Here is a 25,163-nt window from a genome sequence, read left to right as displayed (position 1 = left end):
ACGCTGCCTGCCGCAAATAAGGGCAGGGGAGTGAACATGGAACCTGGTTATCATGGCACCGGGATGTGGGTGAGAATTCAACATCGCTTCGGGCCACGGATGATGGAGTGGTTCATGGCAGGCCACTTGATTGCCTTCGGGTGGGTCCTGTTGCTTCCGTCGCAAACCTTCAACCAGCCGGCTTTCATGGGCTTCAATGAGATTGTCCCGTCAGAGAATTTCCTTGGCTGGATCATGTTCGTTATCGGCTGCCTCCGTATCATCGGTTTGGTGATTAACGGAGCCAGAAAGACCGTCACACCGCAGATCCGGCAGATTTCAGCCGGAGCCGGTTGTCTAGTTTGGGCTGGCATCGCATACGCTTTTGCATCTTCCGGGGTCATCAGTACGTGGATCGCCATCTATCCGCTCTTCGCTGTAGGAGAGCTGGTCAACATCCATCGTGCAGCGCATGACCAGGGAGAGGTTCCCAATGGAAAGATTGGCTGAGCTTCCTCCGCTCGCTCTCGTCGTCTTTGGCGCTACGCTGGCGATCATTTTCGCCGTGCGTCATCTAGGCATTCTTGCCGGCGCGAAAGCTACTCCCGAGAAATCTCAGGCCGCAGCGCAGGTTGCTGCGGTTATCGTCGATCCCACCGCGCTTAACAACGCGACGAAAGCGCTCGAGGCGCACACCGACGCAATCACGGACATGACTGAAGTAATGAAAGAAGCCGGCCGCCACTGGGGCCACATGGCAACTGAGATGGATCGCATTCGCGAAGAGTTGCGAATTCACCGGGAACTGGCACGCCGCACGTAGGTCACGCTCAGATATCCGATTTTCCTAAATGCGCTTCACACATTTCGGTTCGATGCTGTAAACAGGCATTTCGAATTCCAGAAAACCTGTGCAGGACGTGACATTGGCCGAAAAGACCGGATTGTTCATCAGCTTCGAAGGCGGCGAAGGCGCCGGCAAGTCGACGCAGATTCGCATGCTTGCAGAGGCGCTTCGCGGCCGTGGTTTCGAGGTGGTCGTGACGCGTGAGCCGGGTGGCTCGCCGGGTGCGGAGGCTGTCCGGCATGTGATCCTGTCGGGTGCGGCCGAATCCTTCGGCGTGCGCATGGAAGCAATCCTGTTTGCGGCTGCCCGCAACGACCATGTCGAAGAGGTCATTCGCCCGGCGCTCGCGCGCGGCGAGATCGTCCTCTGCGACCGGTTTCTCGATTCTTCTCGCGTTTATCAGGGCACGACCGGCAATCTGGAGCCGGACTTCATCGAAACCCTGCAACGCATCGCGATTGACGGCGTCGTGCCCGAACTGACACTGATTTTCGATATCGCCGCCGAAAAGGGGCTCGCCCGCGCCAGAAAGCGTGCGGATGAGGGCGCTGCGCCTGATCGGTTCGAGAAAGAGGAAATCGAAACCCACGAGAAGCGGCGGGAAGCCTATCTGGATATTGCGCTCGCCGAACCGCGTCGCTGCCGAATTGTCAATGCCGACCAGCCGGAAGGAAAGGTGGCGGAGGATGTCCTGTCCTTCGTCGAGCCTTTGCTTGAACAGCTGGGAACAGCAGCGGGCGCGGCGCATGAGTGAGGTTCAGGGCGTTCTCGACGGCGCGATTGCACCGCAGCAGAACACGAAGCTTTTTGGCCATGACGAGGCGGAAGCGTTTCTCACGCAATCCTATCGCTCCGGCAAGGGCCATCACGCCATTCTGATCGAGGGGCCGGAGGGGATCGGCAAGGCGACGCTTGCCTTCCGTTTTGCCAATCATGTGCTCAGCCATCCCGATCCGTTGCTGGCGCCGGATTTTCTTGCCGATCCCGATCCGCAATCGCTGGTCAGCCGGCAGATCACCGCAGGCGCCTCGCATAATCTCCTGCATCTCACCCGTCCGGTGGACGAAAAGACCGGCCGCGTGAAATCAGCCATCACCGTGGACGAGGTGCGGCGGGCAGGGCACTTCTTTTCGCAGACCTCGGGCACCGGCAACTGGCGCATCGTCATCATCGATCCCGCCGACGATCTCAACCGCAATGCCGCGAATGCGATCCTCAAAATACTGGAGGAGCCGCCAAAGCGGGCGATGTTCCTCGTCCTGTCGCACGCGCCGGGAAAATTGCTGCCGACCATCCGCTCGCGCTGCATGCCGCTCAGGCTCCTGCCGCTTTCCGACGCGGCCATGGTGCAATCGCTCGATCATCTCGGCATCAGCCCATCGGGTGAAAAACGCGACGCCCTGCTTGCCGCCTCCAAGGGCAGCGTCGCGCAGGCGCTCAAGCTGCTGAATTACGGCGGCTCGGACATCGTCGAGGCCTTTGCCGAGGTCATGGGAGCCGAAGGGCCGGGCGCGCGCAAGCAGATGCACAAGCTTGCCGAGATTCTCGCGCAGAAGGACGGCGACATCGTCCTCGGCTTCTTCATGGAGCATGTGACGGAAGAGCTGATGGAGCGCGCACGGGCAGCGGCGGTGGCAGGCGATATCGCGGCGGCGGAAAAGCATGCGCGGCTTTCCTCGGCGCTTTCGGAACGCATCAGCGTGGCACAGGCCTATAATCTCGACAAGAAGCAGATGGTGCTTTCCATTCTGGAAGATATTCGCGGCATGTGAGGCCGGGCGCAACGCCTTCTCCGCCGCCGCTCCGGTGTAACGAAGAGTCAATGTTTCTGGCGCAGGCTCTCGCCAATGACGAAAACGCCACGCTCTCGATCCAAACCTCTCCTCCGCAACGACGTGAAGCCAGTCGCGTCGCGTCCGATCCGCAAGCGTAACAAGTCGCAGCCGGCATTGCCGCTCGATCCGATGCCAGGGCGTGTCGACCCCGCTCTTGCGCTGCTGAAACAGAAGCCGCCTCGCGGTGACAAGTGGGGATGGGAGATCAAGTGGGACGGGTATCGTCTGGCGGTTCACAATGAACCCGGTGGCGTCAGGATATTTACGCGAGGCGGCTACGACTGGGCGGTCAGGTTCCCCGCGATTGCCGAAGCGGCTAAGGATTTGGGCCCGGCATCATTCATAATCGACGGTGAAGGCGTCGTCCTTGACGAACAGGGACGCTCGGACTTCAACGCGTTGCAGAACAACCTCGGTGCTTCGGGTGCTCGGAGTGGGGGCAAGAACGCAGACCATGCGATCCTTTACGCGTTTGATATTCTCTATCTTGACGGCAAAGACCTTCGTGACGAGCCTTACAGCGTGCGGCGGCATCTGCTCGAAGAGATGTTGCAAGGCTACGAGGGAGCGATCCGGATTTCCGAAGAATTGCTCGATGTTGATCCCTCCGACCTTTTACGCCATGCGTGCGGCCATGGGTTGGAAGGGATTGTCGGCAAAGATCGCACGGCCGCCTACCGCAGCGGCCGAACCGGCGACTGGGTGAAACTGAAATGCGTTCAGTCGGAAGCCTTCTTTATAGTTGGCTACGAACCGGACTCTTTAGGCGGTTTCTCATCCTTGCTGCTGGCTGGTTACGATGGAGATGACCTGCGCTATGTCGGTAGTGTTGGCACCGGATTCAAAGCCCGAAGTGCCGCGGAGTTGCAAAAACTGATGGGGAAACTTCCGTGGCGAAAGAAAACGCCTCCGGTATCGTACAGCGGCCGACGGAAAGTCGTTTGGTTGCAACCCACTTTAATTGCCGAAATCGAATTCCGCCAAATAACGCCGGACAAAAAGCTTCGGCATGCTGCCTACAAGGGCCTGCGCGAGCGTCAGGATAACGCTGACGTGTATCGGCTAGACTAGCACAGGGCCTCGGCCATAGCCTGGGCAAAGCCGATCTCAACACCTTCCCATTTGCCGGCTTCGACCTGCGCTTGTAACACGCGAGAAAGGTGGAGCGGATTTTCCGTAGCCATCATCACAGAATGAAGCTGCGTGAAATATAAGCGACCAGCGTCGCAGTCAGCCTGATAATCGTTGGTGCGAACCGGCGTCCATGGATGCAGCCGGCCTGCGTTTGAGACGACAAAAGGAAGCTGTTCAAAACTCATTACATTCATTGTTCCACTCTCACATTAAGTCGCTCAGGTCGACGTTTTCACCGATCAAATCTGACAAGTAGGAATTTAATCCTTTTCTTTTAGGATGTGAACATACCGTGAACAAGTTTTCATCAAGTAGTTCATCTGAAAGCAACATTTTTTGGTTGCAATCGTTAATCTCTGGAAACCTGCGTCCTAAAAATTCGACGTATTCAGTTTCGGCTTCCATGAGAATGCAGTCAAACCCCTCGCGCCGAGCTGCCTCAGCGGTTGTTCCGGAGCCGGCAAATGGATCGAGCACGATGCCGCCCGGTGGCGTGATGTGCCGGATCAAATTCTGCATCAGGGCGATGGGTTTTACGGTGGGGTGGCTGCTGCCAGCGCGATCTGCTTTGCCCGCTTTCCCATTGTAGATGAGAGCAGCACCGCGGTCTTCGCCGATGACACCCACGGCTATCGCATGCGCGTAATCTTCGTCGCTAAGTGGAAACTGGTGAAAGAAACGAGCAGCAGAACCTTCATCATTGAAGAACGTGCCGGGAGTCCGACCGTTGAACTTGCCGTAAATGTCCTTAGTCACACCTGATGGCTCGGTCCCTTTATCTGGCGCCGCAGCACCAGCTTTTGCCGGGAACATCGCGACAACTTCCGGTGAACCGTCGAGGATCAGGTTGGCGGGATGACGACCGTTCACACGACAACCATCTATGTTTACAGCTCCAACACCATGCATCTGCAGGTTTGCAGCGCCATTCTTTTCAGTGAATGGTTTCTGCCCAAGGAAAACCGGCTCGAGTGCAGGTTTCTGCGACTGGGTTCCGTAACCCCAACCCACCCAAGGATCACCTTCTTCGCAAGAGTCGCAAACGTGATCATCTGGTCGAGGATCGCTTGGAAGGGCGGACTCATAATGACGGCCCGGGCGGTCACATCTATGCGCGTCGATCGCTCTTTCGGCATTGCTGGCCTTCGGAAAACCCGAGCCAAAGCACCAACCGTGCATCGGGTGCATGATGAAGCCGGCCATCTCCATGGCGCAGGCCTGCCAGTGACCGGTGCGGCTCCCGCTGAAAGCGAAGACATAGCCGCCCGGTAACAAGATGTCGTAAATCAGCTTCCAGAACTCGGGATCACGCTCGATACCTGTTCCATCCCACGCGCGGCCCATGAAGCCGCCAGACAGGCGCGCGAAGCTCCCATCGTTCTTCTCACGACGGGCAGGGGCCGAACCTTCCTTGCCGAAACGCTTCTGGATCGAAACCAGTCCATACGGTGGGTCTGTCACAACAGAATGGACGCGCACGCCCTGTGCAATCAGGCGTCGTAACGAGGCGCGGTTGTCGCCGGGATGCAGCGTGATGTTCGTCATAGGAATACTTTCAGACCAGAAGATCGTCGGATGTGTCGGTTGGCGCTTTGTTTCGCAGAACCTGAAGCAGGACGTGGCGCAACTTCTCCGAAGGCGCGGACTCGGGCACAAGAGCGTCGACAACGAAGCTGCTGTGATCGCGGCCCATGCTGACCATATTGCCGCCGCCGCTCATTTTGCCGTTGAAAATGCGGATCGAGTGCCATTCGCCGTTGGACATGGCGAGATCGATCAGTTCTTCGAGAGACATATCTTCGATCATACGAGCAACTCGTCATCAGAGGGATCGGCAGGTGCAACGAAAGCCGGCATGTCGTCTGTTCGATGGTTCGGCGGAAGCAGCTTGATCGCTTCGAAGATTGCCTGATCGAGGTCGGTGACATGTTGGGTGTCGGTTTGGGATGTGTCCTGAGAGATTGCCCACAGGGTGGCAATCGCCTCATAGGCGGCGTCCAGTTGGCCGCGCAGAAAAGCAACTTGGATGTAGTTGTCGCTGGCGGCCATGGTTCACACCAGCAGGTCGTCGGAATCCGCGTTGCGAAGCATCGCGTCTGCCGTAACCAAAGTGCCGTGTGCGATCTCAGCAAGGTCAAGATCGATATCGTCGTTGATGACAACTGCTGTGACGGACGCCTGAGCGGCGGTGTCGAAGCCTTCAAGTTTGCCGGTGGCCGCGTCGAACGTCAGGCCGGTTTCAGCAGCCTTGCCGCCCGGAAACACGCGGTCAAGTTCTTCGAGGAGAGGGGTCTTTTGCAGCACGAGCGTAACAGCCTCGCCGCCGATGGTTACGATGGTGAAGGGGCTACCCTTCGTCTTGCGGATTGCGCCGCGCAGTTCGCCGAGTTTCATTTGTTGTCTCCGTTGTTGGGATCAGGGGTCGAGCATCGTCATGCCGAGCGCGGCCATGTACGTCTGCAGAATGGTTTCTTCTTCGAGACGCTCGTTGGCGTCCTTCTTTCGAAGGCGGATGATGGTGCGGATTGCCTTGGTGTCGTAACCGCGACCCTTGGCCTCACCCATCACGTCTTTGATGTCGCCCTGGATCGCCGCCTTTTCTTCCTCAAGCCGCTCTACGCGCTCGATAATCTGGCGCAATTCTGCGGAAGCGACCGTGTCGCCGCTGTTGTGTCCGATAGACATTTCGACTCCTAATTATTGAAAGTCACGTTAAACGTGAAATATAAGCGCGTCAAGCAGCCCTACGTGGCCATAGCGTATTCCATTGTAGAAAGCATCGCGAACTCGTCGGATGCTTCCTCGTCGCCTGCAAGGCCACCGTCGATGAACGATTTGGCGGATTGGAAGTGTGCAGGTTTTTGCCCGAGATCCTCCAATTTCGCCGACAGTGCCCCAGCGGTAAAGCATTGAGCTTCTGCGATAACCACATCTGTCAACGTTGGTAGACGAGAATGCTTTGCTTCTGTGTAAGGCTCCACGCCTTCCGGGTACTTCTCAAACATCTCGTCAACAACGCGCTGAAGTTCGGTACGAATCGCTTCCAGATTGGCTTTCGGCGGACGGTCGTCGTTCAACTGCTGCTGGATCATCGCGTCGCGCAGAACCACGAGGCTGCTGATCGCTTTGGTGATGTGGGAGAGTTGGCTATCGGCATCGATGTCTTCGCCTTCCCACCACTGCATGATGTGACCCGTTGCAGCGTCGACGTAGACCGATGCCTTGACGCCGGAAACCCGGTAGTTGTGCCGGCCGTATTTCGCCGCGCCTTCCAGCATAGCGATGCCGACTTCGGCCATGACAGTCATTGGAATAGTGGCAAACTGGCGCCATTTCTTGATACCGATGCCGTCCTTGGGGTTCGTTTCCTTCGTGCTCATGAGCAGGCCTCCGCAACCATTGCCTCGCGGACGCGATCGTAGGCTTCCCACACACTCTCGTTGTGCACCGGCTGGACGTTGTGCTCAACACCATCGCGCATGCGTACGGTAACGTGCCCGGAGCTATAGTAGCACTGGATGCTCTGGACGTAACGGGGATTGACGCTGGTGGTTTTCGTAATCTCGACGAGCGCCATGGAAATCACCACTTCTTGCCGTTTGCAGCAAGCCTGGCTTCATTCTTGTGATCGGCGCGGACGGCATTGTAAGCTCGCTTTTCAGCAACGGCGCCGTCGACATCGTAGCCGAACTTGGCAGCGTAAGCATCGATCGTAGCAAGGACGCGCGTGATCTCGATGCCGACACGAACGTGCCAGTTCGACTCGATCAGATTGCCGATCCCTGTAATGAGGCGGGTAATTGCAAACAGCGCTTCGGCGCGATTGTCGGTCAGGTCGATCGCAAGCCCTTCCGGATTGACGAGCCTGTATCCGCAGCCGCCAGCAAAATCGAAGAGCCTGATCTTGGCGTCAGCCAGTTCGACTTCCGCCATCTTGCGATTGGGCAGGTGGTCATCCATCAGGTCTTTCCGCTCGCCTTCCATGGCTTCGGAAAGTTCGCTGACAACGAGCATCAGCATTTCGCCCTTGTTCCGATTGAGGCGCTCGCCTGTCGCCGGGTCACGCCACCAGTGGGCATTGGAGGCATGGATTGCGGCAGCGAGGGTGTTTAAGTCTGTCATTTCCAGTTTCTCCTTCTTTTGCGCTTTGCCGTTTGGCGTCCGAGGTGGAAAAAGCCGCAGAATTTGCATTTGTAAGGTTCAGCCTTCGGATATCGCTTGCGCACCGAGGCTACGACTTTCGCGGCGAACCGCTCTTTCCCCTGACACGCCGACTCCCAGTCTTCATCTTCACTTACATTCATATTTCCACCTTAAAAGTGAAAGTCAAGATAAAAGTGAAACGATTGGCCGCAGATCGTCTATCCACGTGACCAAGGGATCGCCGGGCGTCTCGTGGGATCGATTGTGTGATCGTCGAACCATAAAAGACTTGTGGCCGCAATCGTGACCGGAGACGGCGTGGTTGTAGTTGTCTTCGATCCAGACACCGCGCTCGAGGATACCGAGCCACTTCTTTTTGCTTTCGCCGAGCGGCAGGCAAATCACCTGTTCGAAGATGTCGCCGAATATCAGATCGAGGTTGAGCTTCCGCCTGGCGACGATGAGGGGGTTGTCCGAGCAACTGGTCAACACTGTCAGCCTGTGGCCCATCTCCTTGAGCGCTGTGACGTTCTCTACGGCATGCGGGCATGCTTCGAGATACTGGAACTGGGAGCTGTGATTGAAGCCGACGACCATCTCGCGCGACGCTGCCGGCGTCAGGCCGAGCCATCCGCTCATGTCCCACGAATCCGGCAATCCTTCGATAGGACGGTTCTCGACGGCTGAAACAAACCGTCTGAACGCGCCGAGCCAGTCTAAGAGCACGTCGTCGCAATCGAGGATGATGTGAAGGTTTCGGTTCTGGCGATGGAAGTCGATCATGCCTGCAACTCCAGTTGACGGCGGCGCTGGCGGAAGCCGACGAAGTTGCCGTGTTCTTCGCTGTGCTTCCAGCAGGCGGCGGTTTTGAATGCCGGTCGCTCGAAATGATAAGCCAGGTCTTCGAATTCATCAGCCTGCGCGACGTGCTCGAACGGGCTGGCATGGAATGGTTTTGTGTGCAGCTTGTCGTAGATCGCGACGGCGCGGTCGAAGGTCATATCGAAGCCGTCGGTGGTTTTATAGGACGTGCTGGCGCAGCGGGCGACGGAGAGTTTTTGCAGGATCTCGACGCCGATGTTGTGATCCCCACCACTTGCCTCATAGAGGAGATCTTCGTCGAAGCTGGTGATGAACGGCAGATGCCATTTACCAGGATTAAGCGTCTGCACCGTCGACTCGTCTTCAAGGCACTTCCGGATTTCGCGAGCGAGCATCTGGATATGCGGCTCGGCGTCCTTGTGGTCGCGCAATTCGAGGAAGTTGTCCCATTCCGTCGACGACACGAGCACAGTGATATGGAGGAACGGTTCGAGCAGGCGGTTGATGACCTGCTTGTGGTAGCCGGCTGCTTCGAAGGCACGGGCAATACGGATCGCTTCATCACGTGCCCATAGCCATGCCCGTTCGCGCGAAACGCCTCCCGGCACAATGAGACGCAATCGTGCATCACATTCCTGGTCAGCCTGCATACCCTTCTGCGCCGCTCCCCAATGGATGGGCATGGCGGTGTCGGCGAGGATGTCGTCGATCATTTTCTTCACGGGGATAGCGCGACTGCTGGCAGCATTCCGGCTGAACACGCGATGAGTGAGGAATTCGGCATGGATGAACCGAGGGTAGCGCAAGAGAAGCGTCGAGAGCACCTTGTCAGGCGCACTGGCATTACGTGATCGCAGAATAGTCTTGGCGGAGATGGTGGTCATAATTGATGGATTCCTTCTTCGATCAGGACCTCGAGTAGAAAGTCGAACCCGATCTGGTTAAATGCTCTCGCGTTGTCGATTTGGACCCGCCCCGTAGTTGGGTAGTAGTTGACAGTTCTGCACTTGATATGAGTACCCCCGTTGCGGACCACGAACGGAATGCCGAGCCTACCCAGTTTACAAATGACTTCATGCCAATCGTCGACAGGTGTTGACCTCATGTCGGATTCCTAAAGATCGAGCGCGCTGCGCAGCTCGGCGTACTGGTCGGGTGTGAGGCTGATCGTGTACGGACCTTCTTCGACATGGAAAATTTCAGCGGCTTCGAACAACGTCGTCAGCCGGTCCTTGAGGGTTTTTGGCTTTTCGCCGGCATCCAGGTGCTTCGCGGTGGCGCGCTTTTTCCCTTCCGCCTGCGCCTTGTCGACTGCACGCGTCAGATCGCCAGCGGCTTTAACACCGTCGCCGCCGTGCTTCTTCAACGTGGCCATGGCGAGCGTCGCGGCGACTTGGCCTGTGGCCACCAGGTTGGTGACGGCAGCCGGCGCGGCCTGCAGTTCGAGAAGTTCGACGATCCACTGGCGAGCAAGCCCGGTCTTCTGCTGGATGTCTTTTTCCGTCCAGCCGAGGTCGATGAGACGCTTGAAGACGCGCGCCTGTTCGATCGGTGTCAGCGGTTTGCCGGAATTGCGGACGATCTGGCTGAATACACGATCAGCCTCGCTCGAATACCGATCCTCCGTCTGCACCGGTACGCTTTTGATCTCGGCTCCGAGATGCTCGATCGCGTACATGGTGGCGCCGTGGCGGCGATGACCGTCGGAAATGAAAGCCTTGCCATCTTCCGTGTAGACGGTGAGCGGCTGTTTGATGCCGACCTGCGAGATGGATTCCGCCAGCGCCAAGTCTTCGGGATCATCGGCATTGAAGTTGATCGAGCGGCAATTCCAATCGACCTTCACGTTCAGGTCGTGCGGGTCCATGCGGTAGATGTCGGAGCGGCCGACGGCGAGCGATTTGATGACGCCTTGGTTTGATGCAGCGGTCATGCGTGTTTCCTCACACGAGCAGGTCGCCGAGATCGACCGGCTTCGGTTTGACAGGGGGAGAGTCGATCAGGTCATCCAAATCGACGGTCCGCTTAGGGGAAGGTGGCGCGGTGAAGATCCGCCATGTGGCTCCGAAATGCCTGACGCCCCGAGGATCCTCGACGAGCACATTGGTTTCGCCGTAGTGTTTGATCACGACGCCATCGATAGGTTCCAGCCCGTAGGCGTTAAGGTAGGTGACCTTGGTGCCGACCGGCCATAGTGTGTTGGGGCGGTTTTCGGCTGCCATCACAAGACCCCGATCAGTAAAAGGATCCGAAGCGTTGACAGCAGCAGGAACCACGCGGCGAGCCCAAGCGCTGCGCAAACGAGAAAAGCCCTCATCGCGCGTACCTCGATTGCTGGTTTGCCCGTAAACCGGTCTCCTCGACTAAACAACGAATGCTGCCGTCGACGAAGCGTTCGAGAAGCTCGCCACGGAACTCGGACAGAGGTGTGCCAGGGGCGACTTCATCCCGCATTGGAACGGCGGTTTCATGTATCCACTGGCGGTAAGCGGGGTTACGTCTAGAATGGGTGCAAATATCTCGAGCGCTACGAGCGATGTCGGCTTCGGTCATCATGCGTCACCGCCTTCGCTCGGTGCGCACGGCACGTTTTTCCCGCTGCTGAGTATGTAGTCGCGCCATGGCGTCCAACACCATTGCCCATCCCGGTTTTTCAGGAAGCCCCACGCGCGCCCGGAGCTGCCCCGCCACACGAGGGTGTAAATCCGTCCGTTTTCGGTTTGGAGGCCTTGACCGCTTGAGCGTCCGACAACGCGGTGGCAATGGGTCGCAGGTCTGTAATGGAGCCGAAAGGCTCGGACTAGTTGACGGCGAAGGTGATATTGCATGGGGAGCGGGCCGCTCATCCATATCGGCTCGGCTACTTCTTCCACATAACTGGTGAGTGGGAACGTCCAGAAGTCCCACGGGTGGTCGTGGCAGTCGGGGTCGGCGTCGCCGCGATGGAATACGTGAAAGCGCAGTCGCCCGATCCAAACCCGTGTCATGTACGAGGTTCGCCGTTCACCTTCATCGCCATAGATGGTGTGAAAGCCAAGGAAACTATCAGCCATCACACACCGCCTTCTGCGATTTTGACCATCTGTCGACCCATGTTGGTCAAACGGTAACCCGACCCGCAGACCTCACCTTCATCAGTCATCAAACCGCGCACATGCTCGGTGATACCTTTGCGTGCCAATGCGCGGGTGATGCTGCGAGCGGTTTCGTCGTTGTGGATGCCAGCCTCGCTGGATATCCACTTGAAGGTGACAGCGAAGTCGGGGTCGAGGGCATAGAGTGTCACGGCGATGTCCTGCTGGCGCTTTGACAGGGAGGCGAGGTTTGGAACGGACTCCATGTTTCGAAGCAACTCAGGCAGCCCTTCGGCGAGCTTTCCGGCTTCGTGTCGCAGGATCATGCAAAGGGCTTCAAGCTCACAAAGCTGGAACTCGTCTGACAGCCATGCTCGGCCGCCCTTGCTGGTACTGCGTCCTTCGTCCGCACCATTTGCGCGATCGTTCCATACTTCGTAGGCTTGGGAAATGGTGACCTTTTTCATCACGCTTCTCCCCCATCAAACAGATGAAATACGAGGGTGCCGTTCCGCAGAAGAAGTGTCGAAATGAAGCGAGCGTCAGCAAGCGCTGGAAATCCGGTTCCCACGACGTGGATAGTGCGGCGGGTTTTGGGACGACCCGGATCGCATCGATACCAAATCGCAATCTGCCCAGGGTATTGAACGGCGGCGCTGAGGATTTCGGATTGAGCCGGGCAATCGAGTTCTACGCAGTCGGCAATATCTTCGAAATTAATCGTGGCCTTGTGGACGGTAAACATTTTCATCGTCTCCTAAACAGAATTGCACGATAAAAGTGAAATTAAATCGCGTCAACTGTAATTCTCATTAAAAGTGAAATTCTATGCGTTTGAACTGATCTTCTGAGGCCTTTTGACGGGGCAGGCGGGCAACCGCTCAAACTGGGTATTCCAGCCAAGTCCATTCTTTGGATCGGCGATGAACTTGGACATGACGTTCTTGGCGGCATAAGCGCTCGGCGCTGAGACCTCGAATGTCTTGCGACTGCGACCGACGGCAAACCAGAACTGTTTCTGTGGGCTCATCCGAGCGTCCTCTTGACTGTCACATTCAACGTGAACAAAATAGGAACATGAAACACCGTCGCGGCATAAACCTGGTTCCGGATTCCTTTCGGGTGATCTACGAAGGGACGGTGAGTCGTGATCTGTATCCGACGCTCAATGCCTATCCGGAGTGGTACGTGTTCGGAGGCCGATGCTCCCGTTGTGAGCGGGAAGGGTGGCTCGATCGCCGGGAGTTGGTTCGGCGCTTCGGTAACAACGTGTTCCTCAACCAGCTGCGTCCGAAGCTGCGCTGCATGAAGTGCGGGAATAAGGGCAACAACAACTGGATCATCGGGAAGCTGGCGAGGGATTAGTCAACGGCTGGCGACACGGGCCATTAACTCGGGCAAGATGATGTGCCACATCGTGGCGTCGTAGACCGGTTCACCCGGTGCGAATTGCATCGGCGCCATGTGCGACATGTAGAATTTCGCGGTCGCAACCAGGTTCTCGTCTGACAGCGCGCGCATCTCACCTCGTTTCCTGCGTGACCAGTCTTCGTATTGTTGCGCTCGTGCCTGCGCTTCCGGCGTCAGTTTAAAGGTCATCGAGTTTCTTCCGTTCAAATGCGTCTGCCAGCAGAGAGCCTGCGAAATAGGGCCAAACGAGTGATTTCCAGAAACCGTGTTTTTCGGCGAAGCCGTCAGCGATGCCGGCGTAAATAATGCAGAGGAGAACGGAGGTCATCGGCAGGTTCCCCGTAAAACAGACTCCTCGAGAGCGCTGGCTGCGCGGCGGAAATGCCCGCACGCGGTGACGCATTGATGGTCGTCATCCCAAGACGCAGGGATATCGGAAACGACCGCTGCCAACGGTCCCAATGCTTCCCGAAGCAGTTCCACTTCCGCAACGAGATCAGAATGCTCGTAGCACTTTTGCATCGATCGCAGGTCGCCGCCGAACTGAGCATGTGCTTTTAGGACATCAGGATGGAACTTCATTCCCCACTCCTGATGTTGGTGTGTTTGTGGAGAATGCGGGGAGGAATCTCCTCGTGATGTGCTGTTTCCACGTATTGTATCGGACCATCGATTTTATAGACGGTGCCGTAAGACGCAGACTTGTCGCCTTCAATCTCCTTTGTCCTGAGGTAATAGGACAAGATTCTGTATCCGAGGAAACCTGCCAACAGGCCGAGCGGAAACAAAATCTGATTTAAAATCTCGCTCATATCTAGCCCTCCTGCTTTGCGGGTGCTGCGGGGAGAGCGCGCATAATGGCGTCAACAATAGGCTGCAATTCGTTAGATGACCTATTAGCGTTTTCAACGCGGATCATGATGTCATTCACCATCACCGGCTCGCCTTTACGCCATCCGTCCTGCTTCAAGCAGTAGATGAGAACAGAACCGCTATTTGACGCCACCTGCCAACCTTCCGCCACGTCCTGCACCTGTGCGGAGAGGGCGGAAACCATCGTTCGAATTTTGGCGAGGGTTTCCCGGTCCTGCTCGTCGTTAACCAGAACATTGTCCAACTCCGCAAGAATGGCTTTCACAGCCACGGATGGCGCGGTTGGGGCGGCGTAGACTGGGCGATACTCGGTGCCAGGAAGCTTGTCCTCTCTTGGCCCATCGGGGCAATGCTGCCACTGGTCGCCGACCGTCCATCGCGGGTTTCGCCACTGCCAACCCACGGGCTCCGCAGCGGACAGGGCGGCTTCGAGGCGGTCGGCAATGGCCTGCGACATACCGCCACCGATATTCGAGCTAAGAAACGATGGATCGTCAGGGAGATCAAATAGCTTTAGGCGCGCGCCACGCTTCATAAGCTGAATGAGGTTTCGAAGATGATCGTCAACGGTCGTTTCTGATGCTTGCGTTTCGGTGGTCATCATCGTTCCGGTCTCCGCAAATCGGCAATCTGTAGCTTGTTGCGGTTCATAGCGCGCTCCTTTTCCAAAGAACGTTGCCTTCCAAGTCCTCAATGCTGACGACGTGGTCATTCAGCCGGCCGTGGTCCTCAGGTTTGCATTTGTCGCTCGGCTGGATCGGATAGAACCCGCCGTCAGCCGTTCTCATTATCCAGACAGTTGGGAGGAGAGAGGTGAGGGGCTCAAAGCGTCCGTCGTTGAATTCCTCAACCGGCCTCACCCACAAAGAGCCGTCATCAATGCTGCGATAGACTGCGACCTCGCGCATGTCAGCAGATGCGCCGGTATCGTACTCGAACCACTTCTCCGCCTGCATCTTTCCGACGCCGAGCAGCACGTATTCGGTGCCGCGCTTCTTGTGTCGATGAGTTGGGGGAGCCGCTTTGCTGACTTCGACGATGGCCGCTTCGGCTTGAGGTCGATAGGCGTGTGACCATTTCTCCCAAAAGTAATCGCCCATCTCGGATTCATCGAATTGACCGCGCAATTCAGGATCAGCTTTAGCTATCGCTCGCCCCACTCGGTCAACGAGAGTTGTGTTAGATTGTGCTGCTACAGCGCTGTGCTTCAACACCAGCTCGACGATGTCATTCTTGTCGACAGCATAGCGTTCGCCATCAAACCAGCCTGCCAGCAGTTCATCCACGTCTTTCGAGATTTCGTCTCTGTTTGTCATAGTCCACCGTTGATCCTGATTTGAATTTCTTGCTGCTCTCGATCGACCACGCTGGCGCCCAAAAGCCGCCTTCGGCTTTCACGAGCACCTTCTTCGGGATCCAGACCTCGTGGCCGTAATACTGGAAGAGGTATGCTCGGTGCGTCTCGTTGAGGCACGGGCCGAGGCCGCGATAGCCTGCCGGCACCTCGTCGAGTTCTTTCGCTTTGACTTGTTTGTCGGGGATCATCAACGAATCCTATCCCCTGACATCTGCAAGACTGCGGCGGAGATCGGCCAGCCACCGGTTCCGTAGTGCGACACGATGGATTTCGTCGGCGATGTGTGTTTCGTAGTAACTGATGTCGCGAAGCGCTTCTTTTCGTGTTTTTACCAACCATTGGGCTCCGGTAAGTTCGACCGGTGGCTCACCAGCGTATGTGTCAATCGAGATGGTGAGCTGCTGGAGCATGAAATCGCGAATGCCTTCGGCTTCTGTTGTCCAGCCGCGGACCTTTTGCAACATGCTCTCGTAACGAGCGTTACGTTCCTTCCGCTCAGCTTCCCGCTGTTCAAAATTAGCTGTGAGTTCTCTGAAATCATTGGCGGCCCGCGAGTCGCACTGCTCAGGCGTCAGATTTTCCAACACTTTGAGAAGCTCGTGTGCTGCCGTAAGACGTGTCTGATAAAACTCGACTTCCGGCTCAAACTGATCTGGAATTGGCGCATCAAAAGGAGCGTCACGCATCGTAATGCATGCTCCCATACCTCTGGCACATTGGAGAGCGAACTGCTTCAAGGTGGTGATTTCGCCGCTTTCAACGGCAGCAGTGAATCCAGTTGGCATGAAAATTCTCCGTTGAACGAACCTGTTGGGAAACCGGCATCTCTGACCTGCCGGAAACCAAAGAGGCTCATTTCGCCATCCAGCGCTCAAAGCGCCGGCCGACGTAGAAGAGGACGCTGCTCCAGCAGAAACCGAGGATCAGATCGGGAAGATTGTTGAGGAGGGCGATGACCACGGTCAGCTCCCGAAGTTGGAGACGATGCCGCCGCGCGCCTTCATGACCGAGCGGATGAATGTCTTCAGTTCGGCCTGGTCAGCGACAGCGTCCTTGTTGACGTAGACCTTCGCCAGCCATGTCAGCGTCGACTTGTCGGAGAACCAACCCTGCAGGTTCTTCTTGTAGGTCTTGCTCGGGATTTCAGCGTAGGCGTAGAGCGGCTTGCCCTGCGGATCGACAGCATCGTCGAAGTCCCGGTCGTTGACGCCGACCAGTGACAAGCTTTCGCCGTAGAACTCGTCAGCCGATCGAACCAGTGTGTTGCCGAGTGCTGCCGGCACCAACATGCAGGTCGTCTGCTCGTTGCTCACCGAGGATAGTGCAATATCACCGGACTCGTCAGTCTGACGGACCGGAGCATAATCAGCGTCTTCCGAAATGAAGTTCTGCCAGATGAGCCAAGCGCCCGACCCACGTTCGCCGAGTGTAATCGAATACTTCTTCGGGTCGCTCTCGAGGTCGCCTATGTCGTCGACTCCTGAGTTCTTGCCGCAGAGCGCGTGCAGATATTCACGGTGAAGATCGGCGACGGGTACGAACTTGGCAGCATTGGCCGGCTCGGTGCGCTTGAGATAGGCCAGTCCGTCAGGCTGACCAACGAAGGCATCGCATTTGCCCTGAAGGCTGAGCTGGATGTTGCCCCAGGTACCACCCGTGTCTTTGACAACGTCAACGGTCAGGCCTGCTCCTTTCGCTTCGGCGCGGATCATTTCACCCGCTGCGGCATAGGGCTGGTCGGCGGCGCCAGTGCAAAGCGTAAGTGCGGCGGCCGGACTGGTGAACATGCAAGCGAGCGCGAGCGCCGCTCCGATGAAAAGCTTCCTCATGTTGTCTCCTGTTGGGTTGAATTGTCGGTTGGAAGTCATCGTATGCTCCGCACCGGTCTGAGGTTGCGGCCGGTCGCCCCGCGCTTGGCGGGATAGCTGCGGATTGCATGACGAACGGTGGTATGGTCACGACTGCCGAGGTAGGCGCCGATCTCGACAAGGCTCGACGTGGTTCTGCGGACCATCCAATAGCAGCAGGCCTGCCGCACGAGGACGACGTGCCTTTGCATGCGGTCGCTCGTTATCAGGTCGGCAGAAAGCCCTGTACGCCTGCAGAACAGTGCGAGGATGCGTTCCTTCGTCGTCATCAGGCGCGTAGGCTCGACGACGGGTGCGGCCAACTTCGGTTTCGCGGCTATGTTGACGACCTTGGGTGCGCCGTAGATGCGCCGACGGACATCGGCATAGCGCGCCAGCAGCTCCTCGGCTGTTTTTGGTTCAGGGCTCATAGCAGCCCCATGATCGAGGCAGCCGAGGCGACGGAGAGGGTGAGGAGTAACGTCACCGTGCTTTCGATCACCGCGTTGATGCGATCTGCTGCGCCCCGATGACGGTCGAAACAGGCGGTCGCACGTTCGAGAAGTAACTGTGCGTCGCGGACATCGCGTTTAAGGCTCATCACTGATCCCTCTCGAAACGGCCGCTGAGCACGCCAAAGAGGAATGCGGTCAGAGCGCCGGTTGCGAATGCGTAAAGAAGCATGCTCATTTCGAATTCCTCGTAAAACGTGAAAGTCAGGGCGCGAAATTGAGCCGCCCGGCTGCAAGCTGACGAGCAATGCGGCTATTCTGCCTCGTTGACGAATGCGGATACTTTCGACCCGTGCGACGGGTTTTCGGGCGGCTGAAATCGGCTGCCCGGTGCAGTGGAACGACCTGCATGCCGCGCGCCAAGTCGATAGTGGAGCCCAACGAGGCGAGGAGGGCGGTTGCTGCGGAAAAAATCGATCGTCTCATCATGGTCACGTCTCCTTTGAATTTCACGTTTAATGAGCAATATTGCACGATATTGCAGGAAGTCAATCGAGAAGTGAAAATAATTGATATTTCTCCGAGGCCCCGGTATCCCTATTTCTCCGAGGGCAGGGAGACAGGGATGATCAGATTTCTCCGAGGTGCGCTTGTTGTCGCACTTCTCGCAAGTTGCACGTCAACGCCGGGCACCGTGGATGATGTCCACACCGGTATGAAGGGCAAGCACTCCGCTTTCTATTCCGTTCATACAGGCCTTCTGGACAACCTGAACGCAGCGGCAATTATAGGCACTCAGAAAGGTGTTACCAAATACGGGATCGCCGTCCGCTACACGTCAACCGGCGTCGGATGGGCATCCTTCCATGAAGCCTGGTCCTTCGGTGAAAAGTTACCCTATGCTGTAGTACGCGAGCAGTTGGCTGGCTGCGGCGGTGGAAATTGTTCGATCATTGAAGAGGGGTCGATCGAATTGACCAAGGACCAGTTCGAGCAAGCCGCTAAGACAGGTTTCGAATTCAAACTAGTCGGCAAAAACCGCAGCTTTGTGGCTAAAATGCCTGCATCGGTGTTTCAGGAGGCCTTGGCCCAATGATGAGATTTCTCCGAGGGGTTTTTCTGGCAACAGTTGTTTCCACTTCCGCCTTGGCGGCGGAGCCATTCTCGGCATCAGATTTTTCGCCCATGGTCAAATTTTCGGTGGACGGTCCCGCTCATGATCCTGCCTTCCTTTCAAAGATGGCGAACATTCTCGTGAAGTATGGGGCCACCGAGGACGACGCATATGCGACCATTAAAACACTTCTTCCTTTTGATCCGGCAGATATGAGCAACCTCGTACTTGCCTCGGGACTGCTAAGTGCAATGGACCGAACCTCCACGAGAACGGCGTCGCGCCGTGTTGCGAAAGCGTTTTCCGGTGACGTGGATGGCGTGAGGGCGCTGGATGACGAACTGAATTTCTTGACGGCCGACCAGTACACCGAAATGAAAAAACTGGAAGACGCCGGCGCGATACAAGGCGCAAAAAGGTTGGCCCTAGGTCTCTTGGTGAAGAGACTGGAAACAGCTTTCGAGTGATATGTAGATTTCTCCTAGGTGCAGATTTCTCCGAGGGCGTTTTAACGTAGTCGGATACAGGTGTTGTAGAGCGACCGGTTTTTCGCGACGAAATCCGCCATGATATGTGATAACATAACACATGAAATAAAAATTTCACGATAGAGTTGAAATTTATTTTCTTAGATGATAGGGCTTGTAATATGCGCCGATTTGCGTTTCCCTAATCGTGCCGTGACGGAGTCGCGGTGCGGGTTGAGAGCCGCCAAATTGGAGCGCACAAGCGCCTTAGAGAACCGTCTACGGGCGCTTTTTCTATGGTCGGGCGCAATGGGAAGCCGTGAGGCTTGCCGGTACTCCAATTCCGGTCTCTCAACCCGTTGACGCCCGGCCACCACGATTGAGAGCGTGGAACCGGGTTCACCTCAATTGGAGAACTCACTATGCAAAACGTTCTTATCCCTGCAGAGTCCCTCATTGATTTTGACGATGAGCCGCGTCTTCTCGATACCGAATTGGCTTCCCATCTCGAATTCAAACGTTCGTACGATATCCGGGAACTAATCAACCGCAATCGAGAGGAGCTTGGGATGTACGGCCCACTACCCGTACGGCGCGGGCAGTCTAGAGGGCAAGCATTCACGGCCTATTATCTAAACGAAGGGCAGGCGCTTGTAATATGCGCACTATCCCGCACGCCGAAGGCCGCGCAAGTCCGCAAGCTCCTGATTGACGTTTTCATGGCATACCGGCAGGGCAAACTTGTTCACGTCAAAGAACATCGCCGTTCATTGCCGCAACGGCGACGGAATCAAATCCAATTCTCATTTGAGGAGAACTTGGAGACGGTTTACGCCAGCACTCAATCCACCGAAGAACTCATGGCCGGGCTCATGACGCGGCTGCAAAATCTGGAAATAGCGGCCTTTGGCGAACCTCAGAACGCACGGCAGATTGTGCCCACGGGTCACATCAGGGGCTACTAATGGAGACGAGCCTATTGCGAGTCGGCGACGTGTCGAAAGTCACCACGTTATCCCGCGCCGAGATTTACCGTCGCATTCGTGCGGGAACCTTTCCCAAACAAACCCGCATCTCGTGGCGGTTTGCAGTCTGGAAAAGCAGCGACATTGAGAAATGGATTGCTGAAACCACGGACCAATCAAAATAGACTAAGCCCGGCCTTTGAAGCCGGGCTTTTCTTTAACTCATAGCGTTCGATAGCGCCGCAAGCCCATACAACACAAGGCCAATCGACACGGGCATGAAATACCATTTCCCGCGCAAGCGTTCCCATAGACCTGGATCTGGCGCATACGTCGCTTCGCTCGAGACCATTGGCGCGGTTGCAGGCTGAACGACAGGCCGCGACACGCCCACGCTGTGCAGCGGCTTGGAGCCGCGCGACACTGCAACCTTGCAAGCCGGCATAGGAGCGCCGGCAGCATTCGGAACAGACACAATCGCTTGCCCAGTTCCAAGTCCTGCAATGTCGGCAGCCGTGATATTGCCCGGCATGGTATCGGCTGCAGCCTTCAAGGCCTTTTGGTGGACCGGAGTCGCGCCGCGCAAGGCGTGCTGAATCCGCGTCGCCAATTGCCCGCTAATGACGTGCGGCAGGTCCGACGGCGCTTGAGTCACATAAATGAGGCCGACTCCCTTGGATCGAATTAGCCGCGTGATTTGCTCTATCCGCTGCACAATGGCCGGGCTTGCGCCGTCGAAAACCAAATGCGCTTCATCGATCAAAACCATGAGTCCAGGCGCGCCAGCGTCGCCAATCTCGCCAAGGCCGCGATAGAGCGAATCCAGCACATGCGCGACAAATGCACCATAGAGGCCGGGCAGGTGGGTTAGTCCTGAGGCCGCATAGACCGTTATAGCTTTCGTGTCGCGTGGATCATGCCGGGCATTGCCGAACGCCCACGTAGCGCCGCGCTCGAGACGCAACATGGCACGTTGAACGGCAGCAACCGAAACAGGCGATATCAGGCCATAGGAGTCGGAAAGGTTCGCCCGCGTGGCGTCATTCAATAGCTGGCGCAAGTCCTGCAGCGTGGCGACGGCGCGGCCGATATCTTCCGCCCATGCAAGGGCAATCGCCAACGCGCCCGCTTGCGCCTCAGACAGATTAAGGGCACGTGCGATCAAGTCCGCCCCCAAATCATCGATGCGCATTTGCGGGCATATCAGAGTTGAGCCTAGCGACTCCAAGTCGCCTTTCGCGTCCAGCACCAAAACCGGACACGGGCAGCGTTCCGCGATCGCTCCTAGTGTCGTGGTTTTACCCGTGCCCGTAGCGCCAAAAATGCCGACATGGCGCGACAGATACCGATATGGAATCTGTGCGCCTGGTCCGATGGAAAGGGCGTAAGTCATTACCGCCCCCAACGTCTGACTTGCGCGGCAACGTCTCGGCCCTGAATAACAAGGGGTTCGCCTGTCAATTCAACACGAAAAATGGCAACGCAGCGGGTGCCGGAACAATCTGTCTCGGATAGTTCCCAGTTGGACGGGAAAACCGCTTTACCGGTATCCGTCGCTTTCCAGAGACGTTCAGGGTTGTTGCAGGGGAACGCTATTTTCATATCTGACCATGGCAAGGCTATATCTCTGACTCCGTTGGCGTGAAATTCCCGCAACGGCCGGATTGCGCCAGCCGTTCAAGGAACGTCACGCCGTGGCGTAGTCGCTCATGCTTTGGTGAAGGAAGGCGGGCAGGGCGGTTTCATCGCTTGACTCGTCCGCTGCGTCATATTGATCGCGCCATGTGGTGGCGTCGTCGCCCTGCAAAAAGAATTCGCGTCCGTCCGCTTCATTGGTGACGGCATAGGCCAGCCCATTGCCATATGAGGTGATAGCGAAGTTTGCGATATGCCAAGTTACCTGTTTCATGGTTGCCCCTCAATCGGCCATGCCGTCATGGCGTTGATAGTGGTGCGGGTTTTCGGCCATGGCCGAAGGGTCCGAGTCTTCGTTTTCCTCAATCTCGGTTTCAGCCTGGAAATGCAGCGCTGCCCGATTCAATTCGGCGAGAAAGTCCGTTTCGCTTTCCGCGCAATAGTGCATGAGGTTGCAAAGCAGGTCCGATATCGCGTCACCCTCATCAGTGCGGGTTACCCTTATAAAGGCGTCAATTGCTACCCGCGCCCATTCTGCCCGTTGTGTGTTGTCGACTTCCCGAAACATTGTGTAATTCCTCTTTAAACGTGAAACTTTAGGCGTAAATCTGCCCGTCGTCGCCAACGTACAAATCGATGTTGCCGAATTCCTTGCTTGCGGTATCGAGCGCGGTTGCAGCCGGTTCCGGCCAGTCGCCATCCCAAAAGCCTGCACCATGTCCGCAACGCGTTAGCCAAAAATCATGACCTGCCATGGCGGCTTCACGTGCTGCAATCGAGCCTTCAAATTCGCGGGAAAGCGGCGCGCCGTCGCAATGGATATGCTCCTTATTGGCGTCATAGAAACGGGCGCAATCCTGCAGCATGGTTTCGAGTGTGAAGCAAAACACGTCATGGATATCGTGCTCATCTGTGATAACGGGACCTTCCGAGTCGTGGTCGCTGACGCTGGACCATAGCGCCGTGTCGACATAGGAGCGGAAAAAGTGCCATTCGGCGGTGTGACCGGAAACCGGCCTATCGGCGCGCATTGCTTCAAGTGTGCTTGTCATTTTAAATATCCCCTTTTTCAATGATGCGGCGAATATAGGCGGCGAAGTACCGCCCACGACTCCCGTTTGCATTCTTGGGCTGCCGATATTTCACGGAGTCGGCGGCGCGAACGACGGCGTCTTTGCTAGCCGTGCTCATAGCGTGGAAATCTTCGAGCGGGTTGAAACCGAATGTCGACGCCAAAGCCCGCGCTTCCCAGTAAGTGAGACGTGCCATTTTACGCCTCCAGCACGATCATAACGGTTGCAATACCCGTGCCGCTTTCCTTGAAAGCCCCTGCCGGAATGTCCGTTTTGTATCCGCCAAGGTTTTCGAACCAATCGCGGAATTCTTGGGCTTTGCGGTCTTTACGGAAAAACGGACCGGGCGACATGATGGCAACCAATCGGCCGCCCGGTTTGAGGAAATCGAACGCATGTCGGACGTGCGCCATGTCCTGCCCGTTTTCGAAGGGAGGATTCATTAGAACGCGGTCAAAGGTCCGCACGGGTTCAGCTTCGAGAAAGTCGGAACCGGCCAACGAATAGCCTTTGAGCCTCAGAACCTCCCGCAGGCTTTCGTGCCGTTCATATGTCGTAAGACGGGCCATCGGGCAGGCGACTTTAACGCAGTCCAGGATCGCGCCGCTCCCGCCTTCAGGTTCGAGCACGTCGACCGGTTCGCTATGCGGAATCTCAGCAGCTTCGATCATGTTGGAAACAATGGCGACAGGAGTCGGGAAATAACCGGGAATGTTGGCAAACTGCAGGGAATTCACCTTGCGGCGCAACTCTTCCGCTTGCTTCTTTTCCTCCGATTGCCCTTGGATCATAGCCCACAAGGCGAGTGCTTCGGGTGTCGTTATCGCCGGTTTACCCGTGTCGATTCCGGCGTCATAGTAACCGGCATTCGTGCGGTCTATAACAGACGCCATCAGCTCGAACGCTTTCGCCTTGCTTGTCACCTTACTGAGAATAGCCGGAACCGTGCCCGCGTCATGATGAGCGGCAAGAGCGCGTAATGCCTGTTGTGTCCGTTCCAGTCTGTTACCTTCGAGTCGTGCCGAGTCTGCCTCCCGCCGCCGCTTCGGGGTGTTTGTTTGGCGGCTGGCAAATTTATGATCGATGTCACTTTGCAGGCGGTCCGCCATCTCCCGCAGCTTATCACCCATGCCGGGGACCGCGCGCGACGCTGCTTCGCTCGACTCTGCGGCTGGCTGCCCTGTCGCAAATGTTTCCGCTTTAGCGCGATCCTTGAAGGCAAAGCCGCCCGGCGTGCCGTTCCATGGGCGGGAATACCAGCCGCCCAAAAGCTTTGCGGCGTCAAGCAAGCGGCTGAATTCGTCGCGTTCCACGCGGCCGGGCATGATCGCAATGAACATCTGAAAACCCTTTGTCGTGTGCGTGTGCTCTTCGAGCCGCATACCTTTGACGTTGGCGATTTCAGTAGCAGGCGCAACGTTTTCGGCAGGTGTAAAAATGTGCCATTCGGCATAGTCCGGCATGGAGTCCGCGCCGTTATGGAGCCGCAGCTTGCGAACTTGCCAACCGTCAGCATGACGATAGCCCGCCTTAAGATAGTATCCCGCGCCCATAGACCATTTTTCACGGTGTTCAGCCGACTCGGGAGCGTCTGCCAGATGCGCCGTTTCCTCAAACGTGGCGGCAAATTTGCGCATTTCTGGAAACAGGTCACGGGTATGTCGCGAAAATCCGAGAATGACGGTGCGCATGGTTTGCGAGTGGAAATAATCTGTCATGCTATCGGACCGGTCCGCCTGCAGTTCCGCAACGATAACGGCTTGTGCCCACTTGGGAGTCTTTTCACGGGCTTCGGCTTTGAAGGCTGCCCGGCGCTCGGTCGCCTCATCCGCGGCGCGTCGCTGTTCATCTTTGGCCGCGCGTTCGATAGCGCGAATTTCCGTTTTTCGCTCTTCGATGTTTTCTACTTTGGGCAGGTGACTAGCGCGGTCGATGAAAGGCGCGACAATGCCGTCAGACAGGCGGGACACCCTGCCGTTCTCAAAGTAAACTTCATATTCGGTTCGGACTTCCGACATGCCCGCGCCGATGATGAAAATCTTTGACTCGGGTTCGAGCGCCGCGCCGATGAATCCGCGCGTGCCGTAAGGGTCGATAACAGGGGTTCCGATTGCGTAAGTCATATCTCGAATTCCT

At 56.8% G+C, this 25,163-nt stretch carries 43 protein-coding genes; 10 read left to right on the top strand and 33 right to left on the bottom strand.

What is annotated here, in order from left to right; genetic code table 11:
• Positions 1–36: 36 nt before the first annotated feature.
• The 5 genes from AC5I5B_RS03180 (at position 37) to ligD (ending at position 3,732) form a co-directional block, all read left to right on the top strand.
• Positions 37–489 (top strand): hypothetical protein, encoded by a 453-nt coding sequence (locus AC5I5B_RS03180; protein ID WP_495752343.1) that lies wholly within the window; start codon positions 37–39, stop codon positions 487–489.
• Positions 473–802: a hypothetical protein gene (locus AC5I5B_RS03175; RefSeq protein WP_334426364.1), complete on the top strand. Its 330-nt coding sequence runs from the start codon at positions 473–475 to the stop codon at positions 800–802. The genes AC5I5B_RS03180 and AC5I5B_RS03175 overlap by 17 nt, the downstream gene beginning before the upstream one ends.
• A gap of 103 nt (positions 803–905) precedes the next feature.
• Positions 906–1,580: a dTMP kinase gene (gene tmk / locus AC5I5B_RS03170; RefSeq protein ID WP_495752342.1), complete on the top strand. Its 675-nt coding sequence runs from the start codon at positions 906–908 to the stop codon at positions 1,578–1,580.
• Complete coding sequence (locus AC5I5B_RS03165) at positions 1,573–2,598, top strand: DNA polymerase III subunit delta' (protein ID WP_495752341.1); 1,026 nt, start codon at positions 1,573–1,575, stop codon at positions 2,596–2,598. The genes tmk and AC5I5B_RS03165 overlap by 8 nt, the downstream gene beginning before the upstream one ends.
• Before the next feature lie 75 nt (positions 2,599–2,673).
• Positions 2,674–3,732, top strand: coding sequence for a non-homologous end-joining DNA ligase (gene ligD, locus AC5I5B_RS03160; RefSeq protein WP_495752340.1), 1,059 nt, complete (start codon positions 2,674–2,676; stop codon positions 3,730–3,732).
• On the opposite strand, the gene AC5I5B_RS03155 is transcribed toward ligD, so the two are convergent.
• From AC5I5B_RS03155 to AC5I5B_RS03080, 16 genes are all read right to left on the bottom strand, one after another.
• Entirely contained in the window at positions 3,729–3,980 is a 252-nt protein-coding gene (locus AC5I5B_RS03155) for a hypothetical protein (RefSeq protein ID WP_334426362.1), read from the bottom strand. The genes ligD and AC5I5B_RS03155 overlap by 4 nt on opposite strands.
• Positions 3,981–3,999: 19 nt before the next feature.
• Positions 4,000–5,340: a DNA methyltransferase gene (locus AC5I5B_RS03150; protein WP_495752339.1), complete on the bottom strand. Its 1,341-nt coding sequence runs from the start codon at positions 5,338–5,340 to the stop codon at positions 4,000–4,002.
• Between the two features lie 10 nt (positions 5,341–5,350).
• Positions 5,351–5,602, bottom strand: a complete 252-nt coding sequence (locus tag AC5I5B_RS03145; protein ID WP_187772372.1) for a hypothetical protein — start codon at positions 5,600–5,602, stop codon at positions 5,351–5,353.
• Entirely contained in the window at positions 5,599–5,844 is a 246-nt protein-coding gene (locus tag AC5I5B_RS03140; protein ID WP_187772371.1) for a hypothetical protein, read from the bottom strand. Before AC5I5B_RS03140 ends, AC5I5B_RS03145 begins: the two co-directional genes overlap by 4 nt.
• Before the next feature lie 3 nt (positions 5,845–5,847).
• On the bottom strand, positions 5,848–6,189 hold the full coding sequence (locus AC5I5B_RS03135) for a hypothetical protein (RefSeq protein ID WP_187772370.1): 342 nt from the start codon (positions 6,187–6,189) through the stop codon (positions 5,848–5,850).
• A gap of 21 nt (positions 6,190–6,210) precedes the next feature.
• Complete coding sequence (locus tag AC5I5B_RS03130) at positions 6,211–6,480, bottom strand: DUF2312 domain-containing protein (protein WP_495752338.1); 270 nt, start codon at positions 6,478–6,480, stop codon at positions 6,211–6,213.
• A gap of 59 nt (positions 6,481–6,539) precedes the next feature.
• Positions 6,540–7,175 (bottom strand): dATP/dGTP diphosphohydrolase domain-containing protein, encoded by a 636-nt coding sequence (locus AC5I5B_RS03125; protein ID WP_495752337.1) that lies wholly within the window; start codon positions 7,173–7,175, stop codon positions 6,540–6,542.
• Positions 7,172–7,372, bottom strand: a complete 201-nt coding sequence (locus AC5I5B_RS03120; RefSeq protein WP_495752336.1) for a hypothetical protein — start codon at positions 7,370–7,372, stop codon at positions 7,172–7,174. Before AC5I5B_RS03120 ends, AC5I5B_RS03125 begins: the two co-directional genes overlap by 4 nt.
• Before the next feature lie 5 nt (positions 7,373–7,377).
• A complete protein-coding gene (locus AC5I5B_RS03115; RefSeq protein ID WP_495752335.1) occupies positions 7,378–7,917 on the bottom strand; it encodes a hypothetical protein in 540 nt (179 codons plus the stop codon).
• Between the two features lie 204 nt (positions 7,918–8,121).
• Positions 8,122–8,721: an HAD family hydrolase gene (locus AC5I5B_RS03110; protein WP_495752334.1), complete on the bottom strand. Its 600-nt coding sequence runs from the start codon at positions 8,719–8,721 to the stop codon at positions 8,122–8,124.
• Entirely contained in the window at positions 8,718–9,644 is a 927-nt protein-coding gene (locus tag AC5I5B_RS03105) for a hypothetical protein (protein WP_495752333.1), read from the bottom strand. The genes AC5I5B_RS03110 and AC5I5B_RS03105 overlap by 4 nt, the downstream gene beginning before the upstream one ends.
• Positions 9,645–9,874: 230 nt before the next feature.
• Complete coding sequence (locus tag AC5I5B_RS03100) at positions 9,875–10,693, bottom strand: ParB/RepB/Spo0J family partition protein (protein ID WP_495752332.1); 819 nt, start codon at positions 10,691–10,693, stop codon at positions 9,875–9,877.
• Positions 10,694–10,703: 10 nt separating this feature from the next.
• Positions 10,704–10,982, bottom strand: coding sequence for a hypothetical protein (locus tag AC5I5B_RS03095; protein WP_495752331.1), 279 nt, complete (start codon positions 10,980–10,982; stop codon positions 10,704–10,706).
• Between the two features lie 830 nt (positions 10,983–11,812).
• Positions 11,813–12,301, bottom strand: coding sequence for a hypothetical protein (locus tag AC5I5B_RS03090; protein ID WP_495752330.1), 489 nt, complete (start codon positions 12,299–12,301; stop codon positions 11,813–11,815).
• On the bottom strand, positions 12,301–12,585 hold the full coding sequence (locus AC5I5B_RS03085; protein ID WP_495752329.1) for a DUF7352 domain-containing protein: 285 nt from the start codon (positions 12,583–12,585) through the stop codon (positions 12,301–12,303). The genes AC5I5B_RS03090 and AC5I5B_RS03085 overlap by 1 nt, the downstream gene beginning before the upstream one ends.
• A 75-nt stretch (positions 12,586–12,660) precedes the next feature.
• Positions 12,661–12,864, bottom strand: a complete 204-nt coding sequence (locus tag AC5I5B_RS03080) for a hypothetical protein (RefSeq protein ID WP_495752328.1) — start codon at positions 12,862–12,864, stop codon at positions 12,661–12,663.
• Between the two features lie 47 nt (positions 12,865–12,911).
• Here AC5I5B_RS03080 and AC5I5B_RS03075 point away from each other — a divergent pair, with 47 nt between their 5' ends.
• Positions 12,912–13,199, top strand: a complete 288-nt coding sequence (locus AC5I5B_RS03075) for a hypothetical protein (RefSeq protein WP_495752327.1) — start codon at positions 12,912–12,914, stop codon at positions 13,197–13,199.
• Here AC5I5B_RS03075 and AC5I5B_RS03070 read toward each other — a convergent pair whose 3' ends face one another.
• The 11 genes from AC5I5B_RS03070 to AC5I5B_RS03020 all read right to left on the bottom strand — a co-directional run bounded on the left by AC5I5B_RS03070 (position 13,200) and on the right by AC5I5B_RS03020 (position 17,922).
• Positions 13,200–13,433, bottom strand: coding sequence for a hypothetical protein (locus AC5I5B_RS03070; RefSeq protein WP_334426342.1), 234 nt, complete (start codon positions 13,431–13,433; stop codon positions 13,200–13,202).
• On the bottom strand, positions 13,423–13,572 hold the full coding sequence (locus tag AC5I5B_RS03065) for a hypothetical protein (protein ID WP_495752326.1): 150 nt from the start codon (positions 13,570–13,572) through the stop codon (positions 13,423–13,425). Before AC5I5B_RS03065 ends, AC5I5B_RS03070 begins: the two co-directional genes overlap by 11 nt.
• Positions 13,569–13,826 (bottom strand): hypothetical protein, encoded by a 258-nt coding sequence (locus tag AC5I5B_RS03060; protein ID WP_495752325.1) that lies wholly within the window; start codon positions 13,824–13,826, stop codon positions 13,569–13,571. The genes AC5I5B_RS03065 and AC5I5B_RS03060 overlap by 4 nt, the downstream gene beginning before the upstream one ends.
• The gene (locus tag AC5I5B_RS03055; RefSeq protein WP_495752324.1) at positions 13,823–14,056 is read right to left on the bottom strand and encodes a hypothetical protein; all 234 of its coding nucleotides are present in this window, start codon (positions 14,054–14,056) and stop codon (positions 13,823–13,825) included. The genes AC5I5B_RS03060 and AC5I5B_RS03055 overlap by 4 nt, the downstream gene beginning before the upstream one ends.
• A 2-nt stretch (positions 14,057–14,058) precedes the next feature.
• Positions 14,059–14,721 (bottom strand): hypothetical protein, encoded by a 663-nt coding sequence (locus tag AC5I5B_RS03050; RefSeq protein WP_495752323.1) that lies wholly within the window; start codon positions 14,719–14,721, stop codon positions 14,059–14,061.
• Between the two features lie 43 nt (positions 14,722–14,764).
• Entirely contained in the window at positions 14,765–15,433 is a 669-nt protein-coding gene (locus AC5I5B_RS03045; RefSeq protein WP_495752322.1) for a hypothetical protein, read from the bottom strand.
• Positions 15,396–15,662: a hypothetical protein gene (locus tag AC5I5B_RS03040; RefSeq protein WP_495752321.1), complete on the bottom strand. Its 267-nt coding sequence runs from the start codon at positions 15,660–15,662 to the stop codon at positions 15,396–15,398. The genes AC5I5B_RS03045 and AC5I5B_RS03040 overlap by 38 nt, the downstream gene beginning before the upstream one ends.
• Positions 15,663–15,671: 9 nt before the next feature.
• Positions 15,672–16,259, bottom strand: a complete 588-nt coding sequence (locus tag AC5I5B_RS03035) for a hypothetical protein (protein ID WP_495752320.1) — start codon at positions 16,257–16,259, stop codon at positions 15,672–15,674.
• A gap of 177 nt (positions 16,260–16,436) precedes the next feature.
• On the bottom strand, positions 16,437–17,303 hold the full coding sequence (locus AC5I5B_RS03030; RefSeq protein WP_495752319.1) for a TAXI family TRAP transporter solute-binding subunit: 867 nt from the start codon (positions 17,301–17,303) through the stop codon (positions 16,437–16,439).
• Positions 17,304–17,338: 35 nt separating this feature from the next.
• Complete coding sequence (locus AC5I5B_RS03025; protein ID WP_495752318.1) at positions 17,339–17,752, bottom strand: helix-turn-helix domain-containing protein; 414 nt, start codon at positions 17,750–17,752, stop codon at positions 17,339–17,341.
• Entirely contained in the window at positions 17,749–17,922 is a 174-nt protein-coding gene (locus AC5I5B_RS03020; RefSeq protein WP_495752317.1) for a hypothetical protein, read from the bottom strand. The genes AC5I5B_RS03025 and AC5I5B_RS03020 overlap by 4 nt, the downstream gene beginning before the upstream one ends.
• A gap of 260 nt (positions 17,923–18,182) precedes the next feature.
• Between AC5I5B_RS03020 and AC5I5B_RS03015 the strand changes: the two genes are divergently transcribed.
• The 4 genes from AC5I5B_RS03015 (at position 18,183) to AC5I5B_RS03000 (ending at position 20,504) form a co-directional block, all read left to right on the top strand.
• Positions 18,183–18,869, top strand: coding sequence for a hypothetical protein (locus tag AC5I5B_RS03015; RefSeq protein ID WP_495752316.1), 687 nt, complete (start codon positions 18,183–18,185; stop codon positions 18,867–18,869).
• Positions 18,866–19,354: a hypothetical protein gene (locus tag AC5I5B_RS03010; protein ID WP_495752315.1), complete on the top strand. Its 489-nt coding sequence runs from the start codon at positions 18,866–18,868 to the stop codon at positions 19,352–19,354. Before AC5I5B_RS03015 ends, AC5I5B_RS03010 begins: the two co-directional genes overlap by 4 nt.
• Positions 19,355–19,776: 422 nt before the next feature.
• Positions 19,777–20,319, top strand: a complete 543-nt coding sequence (locus tag AC5I5B_RS03005) for a hypothetical protein (RefSeq protein WP_495752314.1) — start codon at positions 19,777–19,779, stop codon at positions 20,317–20,319.
• Entirely contained in the window at positions 20,319–20,504 is a 186-nt protein-coding gene (locus AC5I5B_RS03000; protein ID WP_495752313.1) for a helix-turn-helix transcriptional regulator, read from the top strand. The genes AC5I5B_RS03005 and AC5I5B_RS03000 overlap by 1 nt, the downstream gene beginning before the upstream one ends.
• Before the next feature lie 32 nt (positions 20,505–20,536).
• Here the strand turns inward: AC5I5B_RS03000 and AC5I5B_RS02995 are convergent, their stop codons facing one another.
• The 6 genes from AC5I5B_RS02995 to AC5I5B_RS02970 all read right to left on the bottom strand — a co-directional run bounded on the left by AC5I5B_RS02995 (position 20,537) and on the right by AC5I5B_RS02970 (position 25,150).
• Positions 20,537–21,712, bottom strand: a complete 1,176-nt coding sequence (locus tag AC5I5B_RS02995) for a helicase HerA-like domain-containing protein (RefSeq protein ID WP_495752312.1) — start codon at positions 21,710–21,712, stop codon at positions 20,537–20,539.
• 294 nt (positions 21,713–22,006) lie between these two features.
• The gene (locus AC5I5B_RS02990; protein ID WP_495752311.1) at positions 22,007–22,228 is read right to left on the bottom strand and encodes a hypothetical protein; all 222 of its coding nucleotides are present in this window, start codon (positions 22,226–22,228) and stop codon (positions 22,007–22,009) included.
• 9 nt (positions 22,229–22,237) lie between these two features.
• Positions 22,238–22,522 carry a hypothetical protein gene (locus AC5I5B_RS02985; RefSeq protein ID WP_495752310.1) on the bottom strand — a complete coding sequence of 95 codons (285 nt, stop codon included), beginning with the start codon at positions 22,520–22,522 and terminating at the stop codon, positions 22,238–22,240.
• A gap of 28 nt (positions 22,523–22,550) precedes the next feature.
• Positions 22,551–23,006: a hypothetical protein gene (locus AC5I5B_RS02980; protein ID WP_495752309.1), complete on the bottom strand. Its 456-nt coding sequence runs from the start codon at positions 23,004–23,006 to the stop codon at positions 22,551–22,553.
• 1 nt (position 23,007) lies between these two features.
• Positions 23,008–23,223: a hypothetical protein gene (locus AC5I5B_RS02975; RefSeq protein WP_495752308.1), complete on the bottom strand. Its 216-nt coding sequence runs from the start codon at positions 23,221–23,223 to the stop codon at positions 23,008–23,010.
• A gap of 1 nt (position 23,224) precedes the next feature.
• Entirely contained in the window at positions 23,225–25,150 is a 1,926-nt protein-coding gene (locus tag AC5I5B_RS02970; protein ID WP_495752307.1) for a DNA methyltransferase family protein, read from the bottom strand.
• Positions 25,151–25,163: the final 13 nt, after the last annotated feature.

This window comes from Agrobacterium sp., from assembly GCF_059499945.1.
Note: the sequence above shows the minus strand (reverse complement) of the source record. Positions and strands in the feature narration are given on the sequence as shown.